22 protein-coding genes and 1 pseudogene are annotated in these 20,104 nt (G+C 31.7%); 2 read left to right on the top strand and 21 right to left on the bottom strand.

The window, feature by feature from the left end; all coding sequences use genetic code 11:
* Positions 1-168: 168 nt before the first annotated feature.
* The 18 genes from CRO04_RS22720 to CRO04_RS22635 form a co-directional block, all read right to left on the bottom strand.
* Positions 169-912: a hypothetical protein gene (locus CRO04_RS22720; protein ID WP_097006536.1), complete on the bottom strand. Its 744-nt coding sequence runs from the start codon at positions 910-912 to the stop codon at positions 169-171.
* Between the two features lie 11 nt (positions 913-923).
* Positions 924-2,114: a DNA primase gene (dnaG, locus tag CRO04_RS22715; protein WP_097006535.1), complete on the bottom strand. Its 1,191-nt coding sequence runs from the start codon at positions 2,112-2,114 to the stop codon at positions 924-926.
* A 190-nt stretch (positions 2,115-2,304) separates the two neighbouring features.
* Entirely contained in the window at positions 2,305-5,457 is a 3,153-nt protein-coding gene (locus CRO04_RS22710; RefSeq protein WP_097006534.1) for an SbcC/MukB-like Walker B domain-containing protein, read from the bottom strand.
* Positions 5,457-6,092 carry a DUF4194 domain-containing protein gene (locus CRO04_RS22705; protein WP_097006533.1) on the bottom strand — a complete coding sequence of 212 codons (636 nt, stop codon included), beginning with the start codon at positions 6,090-6,092 and terminating at the stop codon, positions 5,457-5,459. Before CRO04_RS22705 ends, CRO04_RS22710 begins: the two co-directional genes overlap by 1 nt.
* Positions 6,073-7,452, bottom strand: a complete 1,380-nt coding sequence (locus tag CRO04_RS22700) for a Wadjet anti-phage system protein JetA family protein (RefSeq protein WP_097006532.1) — start codon at positions 7,450-7,452, stop codon at positions 6,073-6,075. Before CRO04_RS22700 ends, CRO04_RS22705 begins: the two co-directional genes overlap by 20 nt.
* Before the next feature lie 100 nt (positions 7,453-7,552).
* A complete protein-coding gene (locus tag CRO04_RS22695; protein WP_097006531.1) occupies positions 7,553-9,199 on the bottom strand; it encodes a hypothetical protein in 1,647 nt (548 codons plus the stop codon).
* Positions 9,200-9,343: 144 nt separating this feature from the next.
* Entirely contained in the window at positions 9,344-9,601 is a 258-nt protein-coding gene (locus CRO04_RS22690) for a hypothetical protein (RefSeq protein ID WP_097006530.1), read from the bottom strand.
* 532 nt (positions 9,602-10,133) lie between these two features.
* Positions 10,134-10,409 (bottom strand): hypothetical protein, encoded by a 276-nt coding sequence (locus CRO04_RS22685; RefSeq protein WP_097006529.1) that lies wholly within the window; start codon positions 10,407-10,409, stop codon positions 10,134-10,136.
* A complete protein-coding gene (locus tag CRO04_RS22680) occupies positions 10,406-10,606 on the bottom strand; it encodes a hypothetical protein (protein WP_097006528.1) in 201 nt (66 codons plus the stop codon). The genes CRO04_RS22685 and CRO04_RS22680 overlap by 4 nt, the downstream gene beginning before the upstream one ends.
* 119 nt (positions 10,607-10,725) lie before the next feature.
* Positions 10,726-11,202, bottom strand: coding sequence for a GNAT family N-acetyltransferase (locus tag CRO04_RS22675; protein ID WP_097006527.1), 477 nt, complete (start codon positions 11,200-11,202; stop codon positions 10,726-10,728).
* A 156-nt stretch (positions 11,203-11,358) separates the two neighbouring features.
* Complete coding sequence (locus CRO04_RS22670; protein WP_166432659.1) at positions 11,359-12,552, bottom strand: ParB N-terminal domain-containing protein; 1,194 nt, start codon at positions 12,550-12,552, stop codon at positions 11,359-11,361.
* A gap of 150 nt (positions 12,553-12,702) precedes the next feature.
* Positions 12,703-13,437 (bottom strand): hypothetical protein, encoded by a 735-nt coding sequence (locus CRO04_RS22665; protein WP_097006525.1) that lies wholly within the window; start codon positions 13,435-13,437, stop codon positions 12,703-12,705.
* A 119-nt stretch (positions 13,438-13,556) separates the two neighbouring features.
* Positions 13,557-15,728, bottom strand: a complete 2,172-nt coding sequence (locus CRO04_RS22660; protein ID WP_097006524.1) for an RNA ligase — start codon at positions 15,726-15,728, stop codon at positions 13,557-13,559.
* Positions 15,729-15,826: 98 nt separating this feature from the next.
* Complete coding sequence (locus tag CRO04_RS22655) at positions 15,827-16,147, bottom strand: hypothetical protein (RefSeq protein WP_097006523.1); 321 nt, start codon at positions 16,145-16,147, stop codon at positions 15,827-15,829.
* A gap of 169 nt (positions 16,148-16,316) precedes the next feature.
* Positions 16,317-16,745 (bottom strand): hypothetical protein, encoded by a 429-nt coding sequence (locus CRO04_RS22650; protein ID WP_097006522.1) that lies wholly within the window; start codon positions 16,743-16,745, stop codon positions 16,317-16,319.
* A gap of 321 nt (positions 16,746-17,066) precedes the next feature.
* On the bottom strand, positions 17,067-17,246 hold the full coding sequence (locus CRO04_RS22645; RefSeq protein ID WP_097006521.1) for a hypothetical protein: 180 nt from the start codon (positions 17,244-17,246) through the stop codon (positions 17,067-17,069).
* Between the two features lie 79 nt (positions 17,247-17,325).
* A complete protein-coding gene (locus CRO04_RS22640) occupies positions 17,326-17,583 on the bottom strand; it encodes a hypothetical protein (protein ID WP_097006520.1) in 258 nt (85 codons plus the stop codon).
* Positions 17,583-17,870, bottom strand: a complete 288-nt coding sequence (locus CRO04_RS22635) for a hypothetical protein (RefSeq protein ID WP_097006519.1) — start codon at positions 17,868-17,870, stop codon at positions 17,583-17,585. The genes CRO04_RS22640 and CRO04_RS22635 overlap by 1 nt, the downstream gene beginning before the upstream one ends.
* A 133-nt stretch (positions 17,871-18,003) precedes the next feature.
* Here CRO04_RS22635 and CRO04_RS22630 point away from each other — a divergent pair, with 133 nt between their 5' ends.
* Together CRO04_RS22630 and CRO04_RS22625 are read left to right on the top strand one after the other, a co-directional pair.
* Positions 18,004-18,474: an aminoacyl-tRNA hydrolase gene (locus CRO04_RS22630; protein WP_097006518.1), complete on the top strand. Its 471-nt coding sequence runs from the start codon at positions 18,004-18,006 to the stop codon at positions 18,472-18,474.
* Positions 18,475-18,536: 62 nt separating this feature from the next.
* Positions 18,537-18,791: pseudogene (locus CRO04_RS22625) on the top strand (transposase); the annotation flags it as partial.
* 45 nt (positions 18,792-18,836) lie between these two features.
* Here the strand turns inward: CRO04_RS22625 and CRO04_RS22620 are convergent.
* Genes CRO04_RS22620 through CRO04_RS22610 form a run of 3 tightly spaced genes read right to left on the bottom strand, consistent with a single transcriptional unit; the run spans position 18,837 to position 19,825 of the window.
* Positions 18,837-19,220 carry a hypothetical protein gene (locus tag CRO04_RS22620; protein ID WP_097006517.1) on the bottom strand — a complete coding sequence of 128 codons (384 nt, stop codon included), beginning with the start codon at positions 19,218-19,220 and terminating at the stop codon, positions 18,837-18,839.
* Between the two features lie 26 nt (positions 19,221-19,246).
* Positions 19,247-19,543, bottom strand: a complete 297-nt coding sequence (locus tag CRO04_RS22615; protein ID WP_097006516.1) for a hypothetical protein — start codon at positions 19,541-19,543, stop codon at positions 19,247-19,249.
* A gap of 33 nt (positions 19,544-19,576) precedes the next feature.
* The gene (locus CRO04_RS22610) at positions 19,577-19,825 is read right to left on the bottom strand and encodes a hypothetical protein (RefSeq protein WP_097006515.1); all 249 of its coding nucleotides are present in this window, start codon (positions 19,823-19,825) and stop codon (positions 19,577-19,579) included.
* Positions 19,826-20,104 lie beyond the last annotated feature (279 nt).

The following is a 20,104-nucleotide window of genomic DNA, read 5'->3' as shown; positions in this document are numbered from 1 at the left end:
AGAGCTTTGTAGCTCTTTCATTAATCTTATGAAACAATCCTCATGGTTCGCATCATTTAAAATGTGTTTTAATTCTCATACTATACAAAATGCCAGAAAATTTCGTATCCCTAATCAAGATTATTTAAATCAGGCATGAAGATAACTGGATTGTCACTGGACTCACCATTAATAATTTTTATCAATTTTTTTAAATGAAGAATCTTCTAAATATTTTGAAATAATATCAAATTCTTCATTTGCTGGTCTCAAAACTTTTTTATATTGAGTATCTTTTCCGCCGTCATTTACATTCCATATATTTAAATAAATCATATCTGGATTATCATCAAGAAAGCGGCCATTATAAACCTTATTTGTTTCGATAAAAAAGTTTCTACGTGTTTTAACTTTTTCAGCAAGATATGTATATGGTACTAAATCTTTCATTTTATAACTGCAAGTAAGATTATAGTAAAACTGAGTTTTTGGAATACTGTTTATAATATCTGGAAATAGTTTACCTATACAATTAACATATAGTTTATATCCATAACCTTTTCGTTTCAATATTTCTTCGATGAAATCAACTACATCTACTATATCATCATCATTAGTAAATGTATTCGAAGTAAACGTCTCAAGAATTGTGTCTCTAAACTCTCTTATAACATTTTCCATCTCATCTATATTAAAAATACCTGCAACAGGTCCATATAATTCAATAATAATAGCTTCTTTTTGGGAAAACTGCTCTACTTCATTCTCCAACTCGCTATTATTTAAAAAAATTTCAAAACGCCCAAACTCATTAAACCTTTCGCTGAAAGGTGAAGGAGGTATCATTGATTCTTTAATAATTGGTTTTCCTCTTAATACTTTTACTTTTTTTTCATATGTATGTCTCTCAATTTTTGTTTTAGATTCTAACATTTTATTCCTCCTTACATAAATTTAAATTGTTCTTCAAAAATTGTTGCAATATTTTCTATTTTTTGTTCGTATAGTGTTTTGTCTGATTTCATTATATTAGCAATCAGCCAAGGATAGGATTCATCCGCTATCGTAACTCGTTTTAAAAATTCATCCTTACAAACTTCTTTTATAAACTCATCTGGATCTTTGTATGGATTCAGGTTAATGATACTTGTATTAATCATACATGATTCCAACATTGGAATTGCTCGTTTTGCCGCATTTAAGCCTGGTTCATCGGAATCATAGGTTAATATAATTTTCTTTTTATATTTACTTAATTTTATGATTTGATTTAAAGTTAGAGACGTCCCAAGACTCGCTATGGCGTTATCAAAGCCAGCCTGATGCATACTGATTACATCCATATATCCCTCACAAAGAAGAAAATAATCAAACTTTGAATATCTGGCAATATTAAGCCCAAATAGATTAGCCGACTTATCATAAGCAATTGTTTCTTTAGAATTAATATATTTAGGCTTTTTATTGTCCATGACTCTGCCACCAAAACCAATAACAATATTATTTTCATTCTTGATCGGAAAAATAATACGATTATAGAATTTATCATACCGGTCGTTTGCCAAAAAAACTTTATTGGTTTTCTTTTGATCAGCAACAAGCCCACTAGCCATAATATCCAACTCATCAAATCCTTGTTTCTTTAGTTCATCATAAATGTGTATTTTAGGATCAGAATAACCAATTGAGAACATTTGAAGAGTATTTTCTTCTAGTTTCCGTTCTTTAACATATCTTAAAGCGCTTTCATTTTGATATAACATCTTTTGGTAAAAATCTTTTGCCGCTTTATTAATAATAGTAATAATCTTTTGTTTTTTATAAAAATCTTTATTACAAACATCTTTGTCTAGTGCTATTCCAGTAACCAACGCCAACATACTGACAGCATCTGAAAAAGTTTTTTTATAGAAATTCACTACAAAGTCAAAAACATCTCCAGAACAGCCACATTCATAACAACCATATGTTTGACTTTTCTCGTCTATAATGAAAGTAGAAACCAAAGAGTTATGGAATGGACAAATACCTGTGTAGATATCTCCTTTTTTTGTAAGTTTAACTTTATTAGAAACATATTCTTTAATGTTTATTTTTCCTTTTATTTTATTAAGGTCTTCTTCTGAACAATACATTTTTTCTCCTTCTGTTATCTAGTCAATAATAGTATGCGTTTTTTATTATTAAACTACCCAGTATCTACAGCCTCATTTCTTACTGCTGATTCGGTTTCGCTGAATTTCGAGTCGTATAATATTTAGTTTTCTTCTTTTCATATATTATTCATAATTAGTTGGTACATAAAAAAAGGCCTCACGGCCTTTATTAAACTTTGATTCTTTTATCTATGACTTTTAGAGCAGCTCCGTTTTTACCAAATGCAGTAACAATACGATTTTCATGTTTTGTAATTACATAAATGTTATCTGTACAATCCGCAAGGTCCGAGTTACTTGTAAAAATAAGAGTCTGTAGATTTAAGTTCTTAAACATAGAAAGAGCTTTTATCTTATTGACAGGATCCATATTTTTGAAAGCTTCATCAAGAACGATCAATCTAAATCCACCATTCGTATAGGCTTTGCATGATAATGCTGCTGCCAGGCACATGTAGTAAGGTGTTTCTTTCTGACCTCCAGAGAAACTACCTTTTTCAGAAGAGAATGATTTCCATACTTTTGTTTCTATGTTTGTAATCAAGACATCACAATCAAGATAATTTCTATAGTCAGCCAGATCTGAAAATGTATTTGGATCTTTTGAATTAATCATCCTATCAAAACACTCTTCCAGACGACTGATTGTCTTTTCGCTTGGTTTTTTTTCTCTAGCGAACTCCATGATTGCATCATAAAGGTCTTTGCGTCTTATTGCTGCTCCCAGATAGATTTTAAATTTGTTTCCACTTATTTCGTAATTACATAAGATTGCATTGATCTTCTCTACTTCTGTTTCTGCAAAAGTAAAGCTATCTGCAATGCCTTTAAATACACCGGCTTTACTATCAGTCAAGGATTCCTTCAACTTGCCGATTTCTTCTTTAACCTCGCCAAAGGCTTTACCCTCTAAATGGATTAAACGCTTCACATAGTAATTATAGATGTCTGCTTCGACACCAACCTTCAGATCCTTGTGGAATTTCAAATTGTATTCTGTCTGTGAAAGCTTTAATTTACTTGCTGAACTTTTTCCTTTACTTAAAGCTATTGATTGTTTCATAGAGATTTCATCTACTGTTTTTGCCTCTAGAGAGTTGTAAAAATCAATAATCTTTCCTTCATCAAAATCATCCACATTTGAAATTAAAGAAATCTGTTTTTCAATCTCCTTTTTAACCTGTTCTAACGATTCAAGCTCACTTTTTAACCTTGATCCATCTGTAAGTTGAGATTCATAAGATCTGTCATATCCTTGTATTTTTGACTTAACCTCTTTTATCTGCAGGTTAATTCCCTCTAGAATCCCTATATTACCAGGATCTAGTGATAGTGAATCGATTTCTTCTTTTAGACAAGATATTGCTTTTATTTTTAGTTTGTACTCTTCTGCAACTTCCGTGTTTATCGGTAAGAAAGATTTTATTCCTGCAATCAGTGTATTAACACTGCGTTTTCTAATGTTGACTTTATTCAGATTATCTGCCATATCTCGTTCATTAGCTGAAAGGGTTTTGACTTTATCTTCAGCTACTTTGATATTTTCTTTTCCGGCTTTCTTCCCAATTAAAAGAATTTCAGTCAATACTGACTTTGCACCTTTGTGGCTTGAAACACGATTTTTATTCATTCCATTTTTCATAAGCGCATAATCATATGCATTATATTCTTCTATCGTTTCGCAGAGGATGTAGTGTCCATAATAGGCATTGATTATTTTATTTGCAGTGTCTGTATCTGCAATTATCTGCGATGCAACTGTATCTGGGTTTGGTAAGATGGGCTTAAGCCTTGAAGAAAGAATAATATCTGTGTCCGCCTTTAAGGACATTTTACTCTGTATACTGGTTGCAATAGCTTCGTTTTCTGGTTTTACGACAATATGTGCTCTACGATTCCCAATTAACATTTCAATTGCCGGCTGCCAGGACGGCTCCTTAATTGATTTTAAACCCTCATAAAGAAGGTATGCCCGATCATCAATACCATGTATTGAAAAATACTGGTTGATTGCTTTTACAAGTTCTTTGGAAGCTGTAATTTTTCCACTGATACCAGCTGATGAACTTACAGTGAATGTGCCCTTCTTTAAAGCTGTCAAATCCATATTCGCATCATTTAACTCTTTTTTCAAAGACCTTTGATTTTCTCTATATTCATCAATATTTTCATCCAGCTTATCGATGTACTTGTCCGCAAGTTCCATTAATTCAGTTATTTCCTCGTCTGTACTCTCAATTGAGTATGTATTCTTTGAACCAATCAATTTTGAAAGCGTATTCATAGACGATATCATATTATTAATCCGGTCAAAATCTGACTTTAGAGTAATCAATTCTCGATTCATGACAGCTAGTTCTTTTCTTTTTCCAGTCAAAATATCAGATGACTTATACTCACCTGCTTTCTCACTCAAATCAGCTAATTTTTCTTCCAATAACTGTTTTTCCCTTTTGGTATCTCCAATTGCTGCATCGAGAGCCTCAGTCTGGTTGATTATCTCCAATATTCTTGATTCTATAAATTTATTTTTTGAGATTGCCAGTAGCGCATAATCATTTTCATTTTGCTTTAGCTCGTACCAATTTTTTTTAATCTTGCGTAATGCCTCTGCTTCTACCGATAAATCCTCATACAATTTTTCTCGGTCATCAAGCAGCTTATAATTGTTTTTAATTGCTTCAATGCTTGACACCTTATCATCTTCTGGTAAAATGTTTCTTCTTACAAATTCAGATGGCGTGCAATCAAGCTTTGCTCTTAACACACTATTGATTAAACCCTTATATACATCAGTCTTGATATGTTGCATCTTTCTTAGCCGAAAGAATTCCTCAAATGCCGTCTTCTTATTTGGATAGTCAATCTGTCCTGGAATTTTACACTTATCAAAGTCAATCTTAAAATCAGGGCTGTCTACAGACATATTAATCACACTAAAATATTGCTGTGTGATAGAAGCATCCGAAGCATAAGATTTTGAGCGAAGATATACACCATTTATAAATCTCGCGTTGTAGCTCTGATCATAAAACTGTGCAAGAATTAATCCAGTCACTCTACCAGTTCGTTTTGCCACTCCTGAAACGACATAGTGCAGAGCTCCACTAATGGTCCTACGTTCTCCTTCATCCTTAACCGCCACATTAAAATCATTGGCATTCGCTCCATCCAAAATAACAGAAATTGCATCAAGCAGAGTCGTCTTTCCACTTGCATTCATTCCTGTGATCAATGTAGATAGTTCAGAAATATCAAATTGATTATCTGTAAATGCATGCCAATTTTTTAATAGTATTTTTTCAAGAATTACCTTACCCATTATACTTCCTCCTTTTCCGGAATTGTCTCATCTTCCAACTTATCCTCTTCTGTTCCAAAATAGGTCTTTTCATGCGTTCTAAAATATTGCATAAAAGCCTCTCTATTCATAGCCAACTTAATTGATGGGAGAATTTGGAATTCAGAATGTTCATCTTTGATTTCTTTATCAATGAGTTCAATAAGGTTGTAGCGTTCTAAACTATCTAATGCTTTTTGAAATGTTGTAATCTTATTATTTGGAATCAAATTTAAATCATAATTTGTTAATTCTATTTTCAATTCTCTTACATTCGTTTTTACAACATCCGTGCCAATAAGCTCCTCATATACTTTCCTGTCAAAAATCTTAATAAGGGCCATATATATCTTTGTTTCATTTGTTGTCATCTTATATTTGGGCGGGACAATCCCTTCATTTCCCTTATAGGCTAAGGCAATCACGCTTAAATCCCTATCGATAACAGCTTCATATCCCATAAAGTCTAAATATTCATTGATTTCCACCAGATTATCCTGTACTGTCAAATAGTATTCAATGTCTCTGTTTCTATCTCTCATAAGAAAGGATCGCTTAAGAAGTGCATTAATAGCATCCTTTATCTCAGCAAGATTTTTATTCTTCTCTATTTTCATATTCCTTTTCCTTTCTTCTCAACTCAAAATATGGGATCTTAAATAGTCCTTTATTCACAGACTTATCACTGATAGCTTCAATTTCATATTCAAATGCTGGATTGGCACAGTTTGCTAAAATCAAAAATACATTAGCATAATCCCTCTCATTTACTACAGGAAAATCATTTGAAGATATTCTTGTGCTATCTTTCATTAACGTATTTAAATATTCCGTGATTTCTTGTGTAGACGATTTCATCTTCATCTTCTCATTTGCAGCAACAAGGATATTTATTTTATCAACCATAGTTAATTCTTTGATTTCTACATTATCCTCTTTTTTGTATTCAGCGGCCTTTCTTTTATCTCTGAATGATTCCCTGTCAAATAAGTTGTTATCAAATATATCAAAACACCGAAAGAATTCATCCGGAAGTTCCACTTCTCCCTCCTGTGCATCATGTATGATTTTAATAATCAATTCACAGATACTCTTATTTGCGGTTCCATCGCTCGCATATAAAGTTAATGTATTTGCAATTTTCTGGTAACACTCATTTTCGGACTCTTTCATTCCATCGACCAGTTCTTTATATTCATCTACGAAAAATGCTTTGATAGCATAAAGTATATCGAGCACATGTTCTTTTGCTTCACGGACTGGATATAATTCATAGTCAGAACATGATTCCACTAGCTTTTTCATTACTTCTTCGTTCTCTTTTATTGATTCTATACTATTACAGATGCTATTGCTGTATCGATAATAATTGAATTCATCTTTTATAATTGCTTTATAATTTCTAAATTCCTTTCCTTCTCTGACCGCCTGCATAATCTTAATAACTTCCTCTGCACTTTTTACATTTGCACGCTGTCCCTTGACGAAATCTTCAAAAGCACTTTTAAACACTTGCATATATTCTTTTAATTTATTTACATCTTCGTAGGAAGCCAAAAGAATATCTTGATATGTAGATGTTGCTCCATCCTGAATCGTAGATAATCTACGGTAAATATCGGATATGTATTTTCCATATGAAAAATCTTTTTTTACTTCATGGATTTCAACAATAGCATTATATAAAATCCTGCCATCTTTTGTTAATCGTATAAAGTCGCTAATTAAATGAGGACGTTGAAATAACTCAATCCAACCAGCATCTACTAAAGCCTGTAATTCTAATCTGGCATTATATTCAATTCCATAAGTTGATTCTATTTCTGCAATGATTACATCTTTAATAATATACCCATTATTCTCCTTACATTGTTCGTTAATTAACGCTAAACAATTAAAATGGAAGTTTCCTCTCGATCGCCCAAATAATGAAAACATTTTTGATTGTTCTTCATTAAAAAAATTATAGTCTTTCATATTTTTATCCTTTCTCATTTTGTCATTAATATATTTTAATATGTTATTTAATTCACTCAAATAAAAAAGGCCGTTATGGCCTTAAATAAATACTTGTGTTTTATTCCGATTTTCCTTCAATGTGGACAGCAAAATTTAAGTCTTCTAGCATTGCATTCCAAGAACCTTTATGCTTTAACGTTTCTAAGTGTTCTGTAGAATATCCTTTTGATTTAAAGTAAAATTCAGACAATGTAGAATCATTCTCAGTAGAGATTTTTTCTTTACAAATTTTTTCGTATTCTCTAATATATTTGAATTTATCAATGCTTTCACTTTCTTTACCAAATACAGTTCGCAGATCCGCATTAAATGTATTACCATATGACGGAATATAAGGAACAATACATGCACCATTCCAAAACAAAGCAACAAACAAGGATTGATCATTTTCTCCTACTTCAATACCAAAAAAAGGAATTCCATTTGCTAAGACATTAAATCCCAGTAAGGAAACATCTGATATAGAAGTAATTTTTGATTCACACTCCTTAATTGTCGCAAAATCGACATCAATTATAACATCAGAAGTACTCATGATATTCTGAGCTAACTTTATCGGATTCATTGTATAATCAAAGATAGCTCTTTCTGTTGTATCATAGAATTCGTTTAATTTAATTCTAAACTTTTCCGGCTCCATTTTGGGCAAAGTTAATTTTCCAAATCGGATCATAGAGCGTTTTTTATTACAAAAATCGCTATCCGTTGTAATTTCTGGTTCATTAAGAATTTTAAATTCAAGAACATCATCTTCTTCCGAAGGTGGCAATGTTAAAGTAATAGATTCAAGAACTTCGTACCCGTCATCCTTATCATCTTCTTTAGTTTTGCTGGATCCCGGGCATGTTTCGTCAGTTTCATCGTCATCGTCGCACTCTTCATCATCAGCCTCATAGTCAGAATCATAGTCCTCCTCTTCATCAAAGTCGGAATCAGCCTCATCATCTAAATCGGCAACAGAAGATATTTCTTCTGGCTCATCCATTTCATCCGACTCTTCAATCATGGATTCAATATCTTCCTTAATAAAACTCCATGAAAGAGTATTTGTAACTTCAACAGCCTCATCTTCAGTAGATGCGTATCCATTTTTCAAACAATAAGCAACGCCTGGCTGAATAAATTCCAGTTCTTCTTCTGATATTTTTGAACATTTTATATCTTCCAACCTTTTCCCAATTAACCGTTCACACTCATCTACCATTTTCCCTGGGTTTTCTGCGGCGGTATAAGCCTCACTACCAAATGCTGTGTAAAAATCTGAATTTATGGTATTCCCTGACTCCGGAATTAGAACTCTTAGATCTCTTCCATTCCAATACATTATAGCAAAAAATGGTTTTTCTAATTCTCCTCCCAGGAAAAATCCATAAATAGGGACTTTATTTGATAATACATTTATTCCTAATAACGATGGCGTCCCATCAGCAGGTTTAATCACTTCTGAAATAGGGTCATCACTAATAAAATTCATCTCGCTGTAAAATCCTTTACAGTCTTCTGTAGCTCGCCTCTTAAAGATTTGCTTTATAAATTCCTCTTTTTCAAGTGCATCAGTTATATAATCTTCCGATTCTCCAATTCCTGCATTCATATTATAATAGTCCGTTAAATATTTTTTGAATTCATTAACAGAAATCGCAGGAGCTTTTCTTTTATCAGCAGGATCAATGCCTTTCACTTTGAAATTATTACAAAATCTCATATTTTTCTCCTTTTTATCTTATTTTAATCATTATTAGTATGTTTGAATTTTATATAAATAAAATGGTTGGATTTGCAATTTAGAACAAAGAAAAACCACCAGGAAACCTGGTGGTGTAATTTTCGAAAATTTAGCAATATAATATTATTTAGATTCAGAGTCGTTAAAAATCTTTTGTAATTCCTCTGAACTTAAATTTTTCTCAGCAATCAGATCAACAACTTCTTGTCTTTTTACATTTTCTAATTCTGTTTCCATTTCTTGAATTTTTCTTTTAATTTCCTTTTTCTTTGCTGTTTCTGCAGCAATAGACTCCTCCACTTTTGATAAATTCTTTCCCAACTTCTCTAATTCTTTGTTAATCTTTTCCTTTTTTATTTCATAGTTTACTTGTCTTGCCATAATTATACTCCTTTCTGTATTTTGTTTATAATTTATAATACTATCATATAAGAGAAATTTCAAGCAAAAAATAAAAAGCCGCAATTATGCAGCTTTTTCCCGGGTATATTATTTTACTATTAATTTAATTATACTATTTATAAATGTGTAAAGCAAAATGGCTGATTATCCGAAACAGAGCTGGGATAGCTTTCTTTACACTGGTTTAGTCTACTTTATCTAGACCAAACATCTGTTTCTTTTTTTTGGCTCCAAACTTTTGATGATTACATCCAAAACAGCATATGTCTCAGGTGTAGACATTCTTTATTATTTTTCTAGATATTTTTTGGAGCGATTAATATATAAATTCATTTTTTATATACTAATTCCCATAACCACTATGTGGGCTAACTTTCATTAGCCGCCAGGACCGTTAATCTACTATAATATTAATCTAATATTTTTGAGGATTTATCCTCATATCTATTATGATATATTTTTTAAAAAAGTTTACCTATTTTTATTTTTTTTAAACTTTCGCTCTTTCCTATTATTTTAGCATATAAATTCTATCATGGATACCAAACCAGCTTTTGAATTTAAGATTGGCTCTTTTAACAAATTCATTGTCTATAATTTCACATGTTTCAACAAACTTGTCGTTAGCACAGGAAGCTCCCATTTCTCCAATATATATCATTTTTAATTCAGGATTGACCTCTCTTATCTTTATCAAGGACTCCTTTCCAGCGTCTGATCCATATGGAATCCATGAACAGATAATAAAGTCAACTTCGTTTCCATATTTTTCTATGGCAGTGATCAAGAACTTAATTCTATCATCTGATCTCTCATTATCTCCTGATTTTTAATACTTAATAATATGTTATGAATATTTGAAATTGTCTCTGGATATTTTTCAGGTACAATGTGTTTTTTGAAATTATCTCTAATTAGCTTCATCTCTTTTGTATAATTTGATTGCTCCTCTTTTGTCAGTTCTCTAATCATATCAAAATTCATACCGTATACCTTTCTTTTTGCTATCGATTGACTTATAATATAACAGATTTGATTTCATCTGTAAAACGATATTTAGTGCTACAATTTAGGATTCGTAAGAGGTGTGTGCTTTTATTTTATTATGATGACCATGACAAATATGTTGTTACCACGGGTATAAATCCCATCTTTTGATAAAATTTATTTGCTTCTAATCCGTAATAGCAATCCAAGCTCAATTTTTTATATGACTCTTTTAATTTATCTATAACGAATTTACCATAACCATTGCTTCTCCATGCCTCTTTTACATAAAGCTGATCAATACAAACACCTTCAGTTTCCTCATTCACAATCATCTCCTGAGTTTTTGTATCATCACTCCGGTATCTTACATATCCAATTACCTCAGCTTTATCAACCAAAAGTTCAATTTTATACTTTGGATTATTTAACCTTCCTATTGCATCTTCTTTAGTCTTTTTGTCGCAGACCTCATCATAAATTCCCAGTAAGGCTGCCTGCTCATAATGAATATTGATAAGATCTAAATACATATTTATGTACTCCATTATAAGTGACTTATCACTTGCATTATCTATTCTAACTAATCTCATATTTATGCTCCTTTGCGTTATTTTCTTTTATTATGTTAGGAAATTAAAACGAATAAGACGCTTATCTAATTAGTCCAGAAAATCAGATAGGAAAAAGTTCAAAATCAAATATAATAATTATAGTTTTTTAAGTTTGTGCCCAATAAAAAAAGAGCATTAAATGCTCTCTCTTTTCAGTTTTTCTTTTTCTCTCTTTACATTGATATCTTTATACTTTTTCAGCAATTTCTCTGTAATAATTTTTCTCCTTCCGTCTTCCATAAAAAGAATTGTGCATAAATACTTTACATACGATTCAAATGGTCCTCTTTGCAATGAATGATATTCTCTACAATTATTTTCCATTGCTTTTTTTAATATGGAAATTGATATACTTTTCTTATACTCGGTTAAGAAAATAATTGCGTTCATAAACAGATCTTTCTTCACATCAGTTTTTCCATCACAAGCCTTATAGAAAATGTTGTAAATGTCCCTAGCTTCTTTTAAACGTGACCTGGCGGCCTCTACGTCAGAATTATAGCATATAAACTTATATTTCCCTTCTCTGACCATTCTTTTTGTGAGTCCATTGGAACTGTTATGATAAATTCCAGAAGTGGCAGCAATTTTTGTCCCTGCAGAGATTCCGGCAAGAGATGAATCTTCTAATAAAAATTCAAGTTTTCCGTAATCTTCATTTCCCATTGAAGACCATGAATGCACGTAATCGATGAACTTCCACCCGGACTGTGTGTTGTTTATCAACCTGGCAACCTCAACATCGGCGTCAGGATCAATAACATAGTAAATCGGGAGTCCCAGATTACGAGCCGCAACATAACGATGTTGTCCATCAATAATATGACCATGTTTATTTACAACAATTGGAATTCTCCGAAGTCCGCATTTCTTAATGCTTTTTTCTATTGTTTTCACTCGTTCATTTGTCAAATTGCGATTTCCAAGAGCAAATTTAATGATGTTATAATTTTTTGTCATATAAACAGGCTGAACAATATTGCTTGGATCTTTAAGCTCTTGATTATCAATCGTTTTTCCTGATACAGAGTCAAACATTTTTTTTGTCTCTACTTTCATCTCTGCCAAGAGACACTCGTCTGATTTGTTTAAAATTTCAGAAAGCATGTGTATCTTAATTTCAGAGAGACCATAATCTTTTTTTAGTAAACAAATAATTTCCTCAGTAACATTTATAAAGTTATCATCCAAACTAAATTCATTCGTATTTTTCTCACTTTTGTTTAGCTCCTGTAAAAATATTTCATGGAACAATTCTGGATCTCTTCTTATATTTTCATTCACATTATTTTTAGAAGTTTTTTCCACTCTTATCGTTTGAGTAATCATAATTGTTATCCTCCAATTGTCTTTATTACACATAATATGTGAACTAAACTCCCTGGATAATTGACTAAAGTACTCCTGATAACCCTATCGTTGAATAGCAAAAAAAAACAGGACCGAATCCTGTTTTTAATTCATATATATATTTAGGAATTAAGCCACTTTTCGGTTTTTTCTATCATACTCCCACGCAGCCAAATAGCCATCATAGTCATTGATTAGATTTTTATAAAGTAGCTCGCATCTCTTAATTTCGTCGTTAGATAAATAAAAATCTTTACTTTTAGATAATTTTATTATTTCATCATATTCATATTCAAATATGTCATTAATTTCAAAAGCTTTACAGAAAGTCTTTAATATTACTTTTTTTAGTTCAATGTTCAAATATCCTTTTATCTTTACATTTTCACAAAATGGTATAGTATCTAATGTTTCATCTCGAAATAGAATAAGTTTATAACCGGCTTCTATGTACTTTGGGAGGTTTTTTAAATCGTTTCTTATGTTTGTTTTATTCCCATGCGGGCTACCGTCCACATTAAATACTATTTGAAACTTCGGTACAAAAATATCACAATTGGTTCTGCTTTCTCTTAGTACATTGCAATTAAAATAAACTCGTCCAATAATATCCTTTTTTCTGGTGGTCATAATATACTCTTTTAACGAGAGGAGTAAAACTGAAGATATTGCCTGTTGTTCTGAGATATCGAAATTCGTCAGGTCATTTTTTTGAGCAATATCAATTTTATTTAAATTCGCTGCATAATGCATTCTTACCGTTTGTCTGCTTCTATTTATATAAGATAAACTTGGAATTGGATATTTTGTATCAATCTGAATTCTGTCACTATATTCCTCCAAAGAATGAAATTCTTTTTCCATGTTTCATATCTCTCCTTCTTTCTTTATACTACAGAAATATAATGTTTAAAATAACAAAGCGATAAAATCAATACGTAAAAAGAGCCTTTTAGGCTCTTTTCCAATTTCTTCTTCTACTTTTACATCTTATTATTAATCTTTTCTTCCAAAAACAGCTTTCTTAAGCCACAAATATTATTCGAAGATTTCTGAATTTTTTCATCATTACGGTTTTCTGATATAAAATCACAAAAATCTTTTTGCATTGGAGTCAACTTATCTTCTGGAATATCATATCCAGCTAAAATTCTGTCCTTGATTCCTCTTAAATATTTCCACTCCCGGTAATAAGATAATTTAACCTTTACCATAAATTCATTCTGATCTTCTAGAACAAAACCTTCAATATTATTTCCTTTGTATTTAAAATCAGATGCAGTTACCATTTCATACCAACTAACGAATTCATTCCAATCGTGGATTATGTAAGCTAACTTTTTGACTTTCAATTTAAATCTCTCAGCTATAACAGTAAGTGCAGAATAATTCATCTTCTCAAAGTCTAATTTGTTTTCCACGATATCCAATAAATAGATTTCGCTTTCTGAGTAATCAATAATATGCGGATCGTTCTCTACATCGACTACTTCAAACAGAAAAGTCACATCATGAGCCCTTATAAATTCAGCCATTTCTTCTCTGACCTCTTCAGTTGTTTTTCTCATAAATAATTCTTTAAACCCTTGAGCCGCGATCCCTGATGGATCTGACTTCGTGGTAATAAACAAATCTTCTTTTTCTTTATTAAACCCAATAATTCCCAAATATCCATTCTCTTTTACATAGCCCGTTACTGGGAATTTAAATGTCTTTTTGAGTTCAGATAAGGAAGTATATTCTGTCTCTTCAACAGCAAAAAACTTATCATATCCCTTAGCGACAATGCTGTTGTCTTTTGTATTTATGTATAAGCCACGAGCTGTTACAGTCCTCTCATTCCATCTCTTTTTATTAAATGCATCTCTTGTAAAGTTGAATGATGAGATATTTCCAAACTTCTTTTCCTTTATATCTTCGTCTTTCCGAAAAGCATTGACAACAGCCGCCACAGTATCAATAGTGTCCGGCTTCCGAAAGACATTATTTTTTGTTTCAACTGTATGGATGCCATCCCGATCCACTTGTACACATCTTAAATATCCACCAAGCTCTACCTGGCCCTCCAAGTTGTAATTTCTCTCTGTAGAGTGTACTGGAAGGTCCCTGTTTCTGTGTCCGTGAATTTGATAGAAATCCGATGGCATTTTCCTATCAAATGTATTTTCGATTGTTTCTACATCCTGATACCCACCGACACCTTCAATCAACTGTTTTGTGGAAATGAATAACAAATTCCCTGGGACTGTACTGATTCCGGCATGTGATACAACAAACGTTTTATCATTATATCTATAAAATGCACACTGCGTTAACTTTCTGCAAAAACTTCTACATTGTTTTCTCTTAACACCATCTTTTTCTAATTGTTTTTTCGTATGATCCTCAAATTCTTTTGAGAGTGAAATTTCTCCATTTGACCACATTCTCAGCCATCTTTCATGGTTTCCCTCTATAAGTAGAATGTTTCTCTTATCAGCAATAGACATAATAAAATTTAAAACTTCTGCATTTTCAATTCCTCTGTCGATGTAATCGCCTGTAAATATATAATATTCATCTTCCTTTAATCCATTTTTCAAGTACTCCATGAGTACCGTATAGCATCCATGAATATCTCCTATATGGTGAATCTTTTTATATGACGAAAAGTCCAATGGATGTATCAGCACCTTATCAAATTCATCCGGCTTTAACAGTTGCACTCCAGATGGAAGTTCCAGATTCAGCTGCAGCCGGTTATACATCTTATCAATGACCGACTCTGGAACTCTGGATAACGAATTTCTTTTTTCATTTCTTTCTTTTGCAATTTTAAGAGGAACATTGCTAAAATCCACACAATAAATCCGATATCGGTATTTATCTGCCAGTACTTTATACTTTAAAATTTCTTTACTCGTCGTATTCGTCGCATCAACAATGATAAATTCTCCTCGTCCCATTCTAGCTTCCAACATCTCTGTTAACGTTCTCCATACTTTTTCGTTTTCATAATCATAGAGGAACCTTTCTCCGTTACCGTTTAAGCTCGGAGCCTGAAACAGGGTTCTAATATGGTCGGAACTTAGTGTGTATTCCTCTAAGTTATTTTGCTTAATCCAAGTTGATTTTCCACTTCCAGGAACTCCTCTTAATACCAGTAATTTTCTCATTTTCTCTTCTCCTTATTTTCATAGTTTAAAATAATATGTAGGAAATTTTGATACATTAATAGTAAGAAGACAAAATAAAAAGAGCTAGATAAGCTCTTTTATGCATCTTCTGTGTCATTTTGATTCTGCCTTCTTGCTTGTATCGTTTTGATCCTATTTACCAAACTATTTGGTATTTGAATAATTGTGATTAGCGTTGTACTATTAAATAAATATGCTTTGTCTCCATATAAGCGGATATTATTCGCCACTTTTTCTTCCAAATACAACTTATCTACCCATTTTTTTATCTGTCCAGTACAATCTTTGTGTTTAATTCCCTCTTTTAATACCTTCTCCGCCATCCTCTCAATAGCTTTATCATTGATTCCACAACGTTCTTTTGCCCTTTTTTCTGCATGCTTCGTTATTCTTGCCATATGTATATTCACTTTTTTTGAAATTTCCTTTCTTCGATTTACAAATAGTATGTAAAGATAACTCACAGAACAAACAGAATCTGCTATTTATGAAGTGTATGAATGATTCCAGTAGACTGTCATTGATAAATCCGGTTTCCTTGGAGTTAAAACCTCATCTAATACGATGTTACAGCTCTTTAATCCGTTTCTGTCTATCACTTAATTTTACATATAGACAAATTTCATTTTTATCAATTTTAAACTTATCTAAAAGCTTACAAATTAATTTAACGCATCTCGGAGCATCTATTTTTTGATTTAAGTATATGCCTGATCTTTCTAGTTGCTTAACAAAATGTATCTGCTGTTCATCTCTTGACATATATGCTATACGAGTTCTCCTACGTTTTTCATCATTTAAAAACGTTTCAAATGTTTCGCTATTTCGTCTCATCAAGATTACGCATAAATGATCAATTAATTCAACCCAGGTGGAAACTTCATATTCTTTATTTCCCATAATAAACTGAGCTGGTTGTGTAAACACAAATGTATCTAATGAATCCTCATAAATATTACACTGGATGTTCTTGTTTTCTTTCATTTTTGACTTCATAAATTATTCTCCATTCTTTTGTTAGGTTTTATATCTAACAACTTTTTCTTTCTTATATTCAGTATGAGAGAAATCTTTAAAGTCGTTAAAATTAACTAAATATTTTTCGTATAAAATAAATACGATCTATCTATGTAAATACCAGTTATTTCAGGCAGAACACTAGAACATATATTTGCCGCAATAAAAAACTGTAGCTATCATGGCCACAGTTTATATTTTGGTACTACAATCATCTCTTACAGTTATTTTCTTTTATCCGCGAATACTAAATAGCATCCCATAGTTCCTCCTGATCTCTCCTTATAAAAGGTTCATTTCCTATGCATAATTCCCACTTTCTAAATCACTTATCACTTTTACAAGGTCAGTGACAGTATATACATCTTTAATTACTTCTCCGTAATCAGTGGACAGCTGTATTTCATCACTGGCAACCTGTTTCATGTGAAGATAACTATTTGAGCTCCCTCTGTAATAATAGCTACATGCGATTTTCATATTTCACCTTCTTTCTCTATTGAAACTCCGTTCTCATGCAAGATCGAGCGACATGTCGTAGATTCTATTCATAACTCCATTATACTAACTTAAAACCTATTAGCTCATTATGGATTATTCTTCTTTCCTTCCCATCTTCATCAATATAGATGTAACCTACATAAGGCGTTTCCCTTACAATTGTTGCCTCAAATTCATACCCATATGTTGTAATAAATGTAACCCTTTTTCCTTTATAATCCAAAATCAATTTATTATTAGTACTTTCTTTTATTCTATTCCTCTTCATTCCAAGTCCACATTCTTTCTGCTTTTTCAATAGGCTATATATGGGCATTAATCCTCGCCATAGAAATACTCTTTTGTAATTTTACAATCAAATCCACTCGCGACTAATTTATTCAATGTTCCTGTTAAATCATTGCTTTCATTATTCGACAAACAATAGTGTCCACCTATGCTAGTTGTTCTTTTTTTTTCATATCTGTGTGCAAATATACACCAATATGGATTTTTGCTATTCCAACGCATGAGTTCAAAGAAATATCTTTCTCTTTCATTTACTTCCACATCTGAAAGTATCTCTGAAATGAATTCTGTTAAATTACTTTTTATTTCTTGCATTTATTCCTCCTCTATTCATTATTTATTTTTAGTATGTAATGAATTATAAAAACATAGCAACCAGTTTACAATTTCTCACATATTAAGAATTAAGAACCAGAAAGAGAAACTTATATTAAGAAATGAGGTCTAAATGTACAAACAAATTATTATTGCAAGAAAAGATTTGCATATGAGTCCAGGTAAGATAGCTGCACAAGTTAGTCATGCGAGTATGGCATTTTTAACAAAGCAGATAAGAAAACAGTCTTTACCATACAGAGATAAACATTCCTTAGCTTTATTACCAGAAGAAAAAACAATAATGTACAAAGCCATTATAGAATTGGACAAAGATTTATATGAACAATGGATCTGTGGTGAATATGCAAAAACGGTTCTTCAAGCAAAGAATAAGTCAAAATTACTGAAAGCAGTTGAGCTCGCCAATAACATCGGATTAAAAGAGAACGAAGATTTCTTTTTAATTTACGACAATTGCCATACAGAGTTGACTCCAGAAGAAAATGGTAAGACATTAACCTGTATCGGATTCAAACCAATGGACAGTGAAATTATTAACCAGTTAGGTAATAAATACCACCTATATACGTCACATAGGTAGTGTAATAAATTTTGTGTCTCTGGAAATAAATGGCTTCTTTCTGGGAATGAATTAGATAAATAATTCATTTTCAGAAGGGAGCTTTTTCTACGGCAATCGCTAAAGAGCAGTTACAGCAAATCATCGCAGACAACGATATTAAAAGTGTCGGTGATATCTACTCCTTATTTAAGGACAGCTTCAAAGACATGTTGCAGGAATTAATGGAAGAAGAACTTAATGCATCACTTGGTTATGAGAAAAATAAAAAAAAGGTTACTGATACTGATAATAAGCGCAATGGATATTCTCCAAAAACGGTGAAAAGTAAATTTGGGCATCAAAAAAAGAGCCGCCAAGCTCTTTTTTATTAATATAAAAAATTAATCGATAGTATCTACTTCAACAGGTATCCACATTTTTGGATTATAATTAAGTGTATACTTGTACTTCGAAATATCATTAACATTTATATCTTCCACCACATAGGTAACATTATCACTTAATCCAATAAAGTGCTTTTTATAACTACCATCTTCATTTTCTACAATGACTTCAAGCTGGTTATCTGATGTATCTGCCGTAATGGACATTTTTCCAGTCATTTGAAACAGTACATCTCCTTCAATGCAGTTAATAACGGTGAGCTGCCGCACAACATTGAAGTTATCTGCTTCTTGTGATAAGTTATAAGAAACTTTTTCTGCTTGCGTGCATCCAGTTAACAAACTAATCATTAATACTACAAATAATAATCCTTTTTTCATTTGATCGTTCTCCTTTAAACTTCAGTTTAATGTTGCAACTTGCATTTTTCTGTATCCCAAAAATTACAACAGGTCACATTTTTTCTACAATGTTCGTCACATTCAAGTACTTCAAAACATTCAAATAATCTTTTACGCGATATTTCTATCCATTCAAGACCTGTTAGATTCTCAAGTTTTATTTCAGCTCCCGTCAGAGTATTTTGAGAGTAATATAATCTCCACATACTTCCTTTTCTAACGCGACAACCATTTTCCTGTGTTGGAAATCCGTTGTCATCTACTAAATCTACATGGAAATCTTTAATGCAATTAAATTCCATATTCTACCTCCATCAAATACTAATTTTGCTGTTCTATGCTTTTTCTTCATAAACCCGAACTATAGTTATACTCGTCACTGTGTTTTGCCGTATGTTGTTTTCTTTACAAAACTCTAAGAACAGTTTTGTTAATTCATCAACATTATAAGAATTAATTGTGAATTGTGTTTCGTCTAATCCACCATTATTAAAATTAACACTTACGTCCATAGATCGGTAAGGCTGACTGGTGTCAGTATTTATTTGCCAGCCGTTTTTACTAATACATTGCTTTATTGTCATGCGCTTCCTCCGCCAATCTCAGTTTAGTTGTATTCGATTAAAAAATTATCAAGTATAAAATCATTAAGAATGGAGTTGAACAATAACAGATATACAGTAATTTATAATCAAATAATTCAAATGTTTCAAATTCAGAAAATAGTATATTATATAATTCATATGCAATAGTTACATGAAAGTATAAAAACGTAATTAAAAGTAGGATTTAAAAGAGAAGGAGTTGTGTATGGAATTAATACTAAAAAAGATAGATGAAATAAATAAATTTATGCGTGTTGA

It is taken from the genome of Lacrimispora amygdalina, from assembly GCF_900205965.1.
In the GTDB taxonomy this organism is placed as follows: Bacteria; Bacillota; Clostridia; order Lachnospirales; family Lachnospiraceae; genus Lacrimispora; species Lacrimispora amygdalina_A.
The sequence above is the reverse complement of the archived record's forward strand: the minus strand, read 5'-3'. Positions and strand labels throughout refer to the sequence as shown.

Excerpts from the sequence above, each read along its gene's own strand:
- CRO04_RS22695 (WP_097006531.1), bottom strand. The coding sequence starts at position 9,199 with ATGAGATTTTGTAATAATTTCAAAGTGAAAGGCATTGATCCTGCTGAT.
- CRO04_RS22630 (WP_097006518.1), top strand. The coding sequence starts at position 18,004 with ATGTACAAACAAATTATTATTGCAAGAAAAGATTTGCATATGAGTCCA.
- CRO04_RS22720 (WP_097006536.1), bottom strand. The coding sequence starts at position 912 with ATGTTAGAATCTAAAACAAAAATTGAGAGACATACATATGAAAAAAAA.
- CRO04_RS22610 (WP_097006515.1), bottom strand. The coding sequence starts at position 19,825 with ATGACAATAAAGCAATGTATTAGTAAAAACGGCTGGCAAATAAATACT.
- CRO04_RS22615 (WP_097006516.1), bottom strand. The coding sequence starts at position 19,543 with ATGGAATTTAATTGCATTAAAGATTTCCATGTAGATTTAGTAGATGAC.
- CRO04_RS22675 (WP_097006527.1), bottom strand. The coding sequence starts at position 11,202 with ATGAGATTAGTTAGAATAGATAATGCAAGTGATAAGTCACTTATAATG.
- CRO04_RS22645 (WP_097006521.1), bottom strand. The coding sequence starts at position 17,246 with ATGAAAATCGCATGTAGCTATTATTACAGAGGGAGCTCAAATAGTTAT.
- CRO04_RS22680 (WP_097006528.1), bottom strand. The coding sequence starts at position 10,606 with ATGAATTTTGATATGATTAGAGAACTGACAAAAGAGGAGCAATCAAAT.
- CRO04_RS22670 (WP_166432659.1), bottom strand. The coding sequence starts at position 12,552 with ATGATTACTCAAACGATAAGAGTGGAAAAAACTTCTAAAAATAATGTG.
- CRO04_RS22700 (WP_097006532.1), bottom strand. The coding sequence starts at position 7,452 with ATGAAAGACTATAATTTTTTTAATGAAGAACAATCAAAAATGTTTTCA.
- CRO04_RS22710 (WP_097006534.1), bottom strand. The coding sequence starts at position 5,457 with ATGGGTAAGGTAATTCTTGAAAAAATACTATTAAAAAATTGGCATGCA.
- CRO04_RS22690 (WP_097006530.1), bottom strand. The coding sequence starts at position 9,601 with ATGGCAAGACAAGTAAACTATGAAATAAAAAAGGAAAAGATTAACAAA.
- dnaG (WP_097006535.1), bottom strand. The coding sequence starts at position 2,114 with ATGTATTGTTCAGAAGAAGACCTTAATAAAATAAAAGGAAAAATAAAC.
- CRO04_RS22635 (WP_097006519.1), bottom strand. The coding sequence starts at position 17,870 with ATGCAAGAAATAAAAAGTAATTTAACAGAATTCATTTCAGAGATACTT.
- CRO04_RS22665 (WP_097006525.1), bottom strand. The coding sequence starts at position 13,437 with ATGGAAAAAGAATTTCATTCTTTGGAGGAATATAGTGACAGAATTCAG.
- CRO04_RS22655 (WP_097006523.1), bottom strand. The coding sequence starts at position 16,147 with ATGGCAAGAATAACGAAGCATGCAGAAAAAAGGGCAAAAGAACGTTGT.
- CRO04_RS22620 (WP_097006517.1), bottom strand. The coding sequence starts at position 19,220 with ATGAAAAAAGGATTATTATTTGTAGTATTAATGATTAGTTTGTTAACT.
- CRO04_RS22650 (WP_097006522.1), bottom strand. The coding sequence starts at position 16,745 with ATGAAGTCAAAAATGAAAGAAAACAAGAACATCCAGTGTAATATTTAT.
- CRO04_RS22705 (WP_097006533.1), bottom strand. The coding sequence starts at position 6,092 with ATGAAAATAGAGAAGAATAAAAATCTTGCTGAGATAAAGGATGCTATT.
- CRO04_RS22660 (WP_097006524.1), bottom strand. The coding sequence starts at position 15,728 with ATGAGAAAATTACTGGTATTAAGAGGAGTTCCTGGAAGTGGAAAATCA.
- CRO04_RS22640 (WP_097006520.1), bottom strand. The coding sequence starts at position 17,583 with ATGCCCATATATAGCCTATTGAAAAAGCAGAAAGAATGTGGACTTGGA.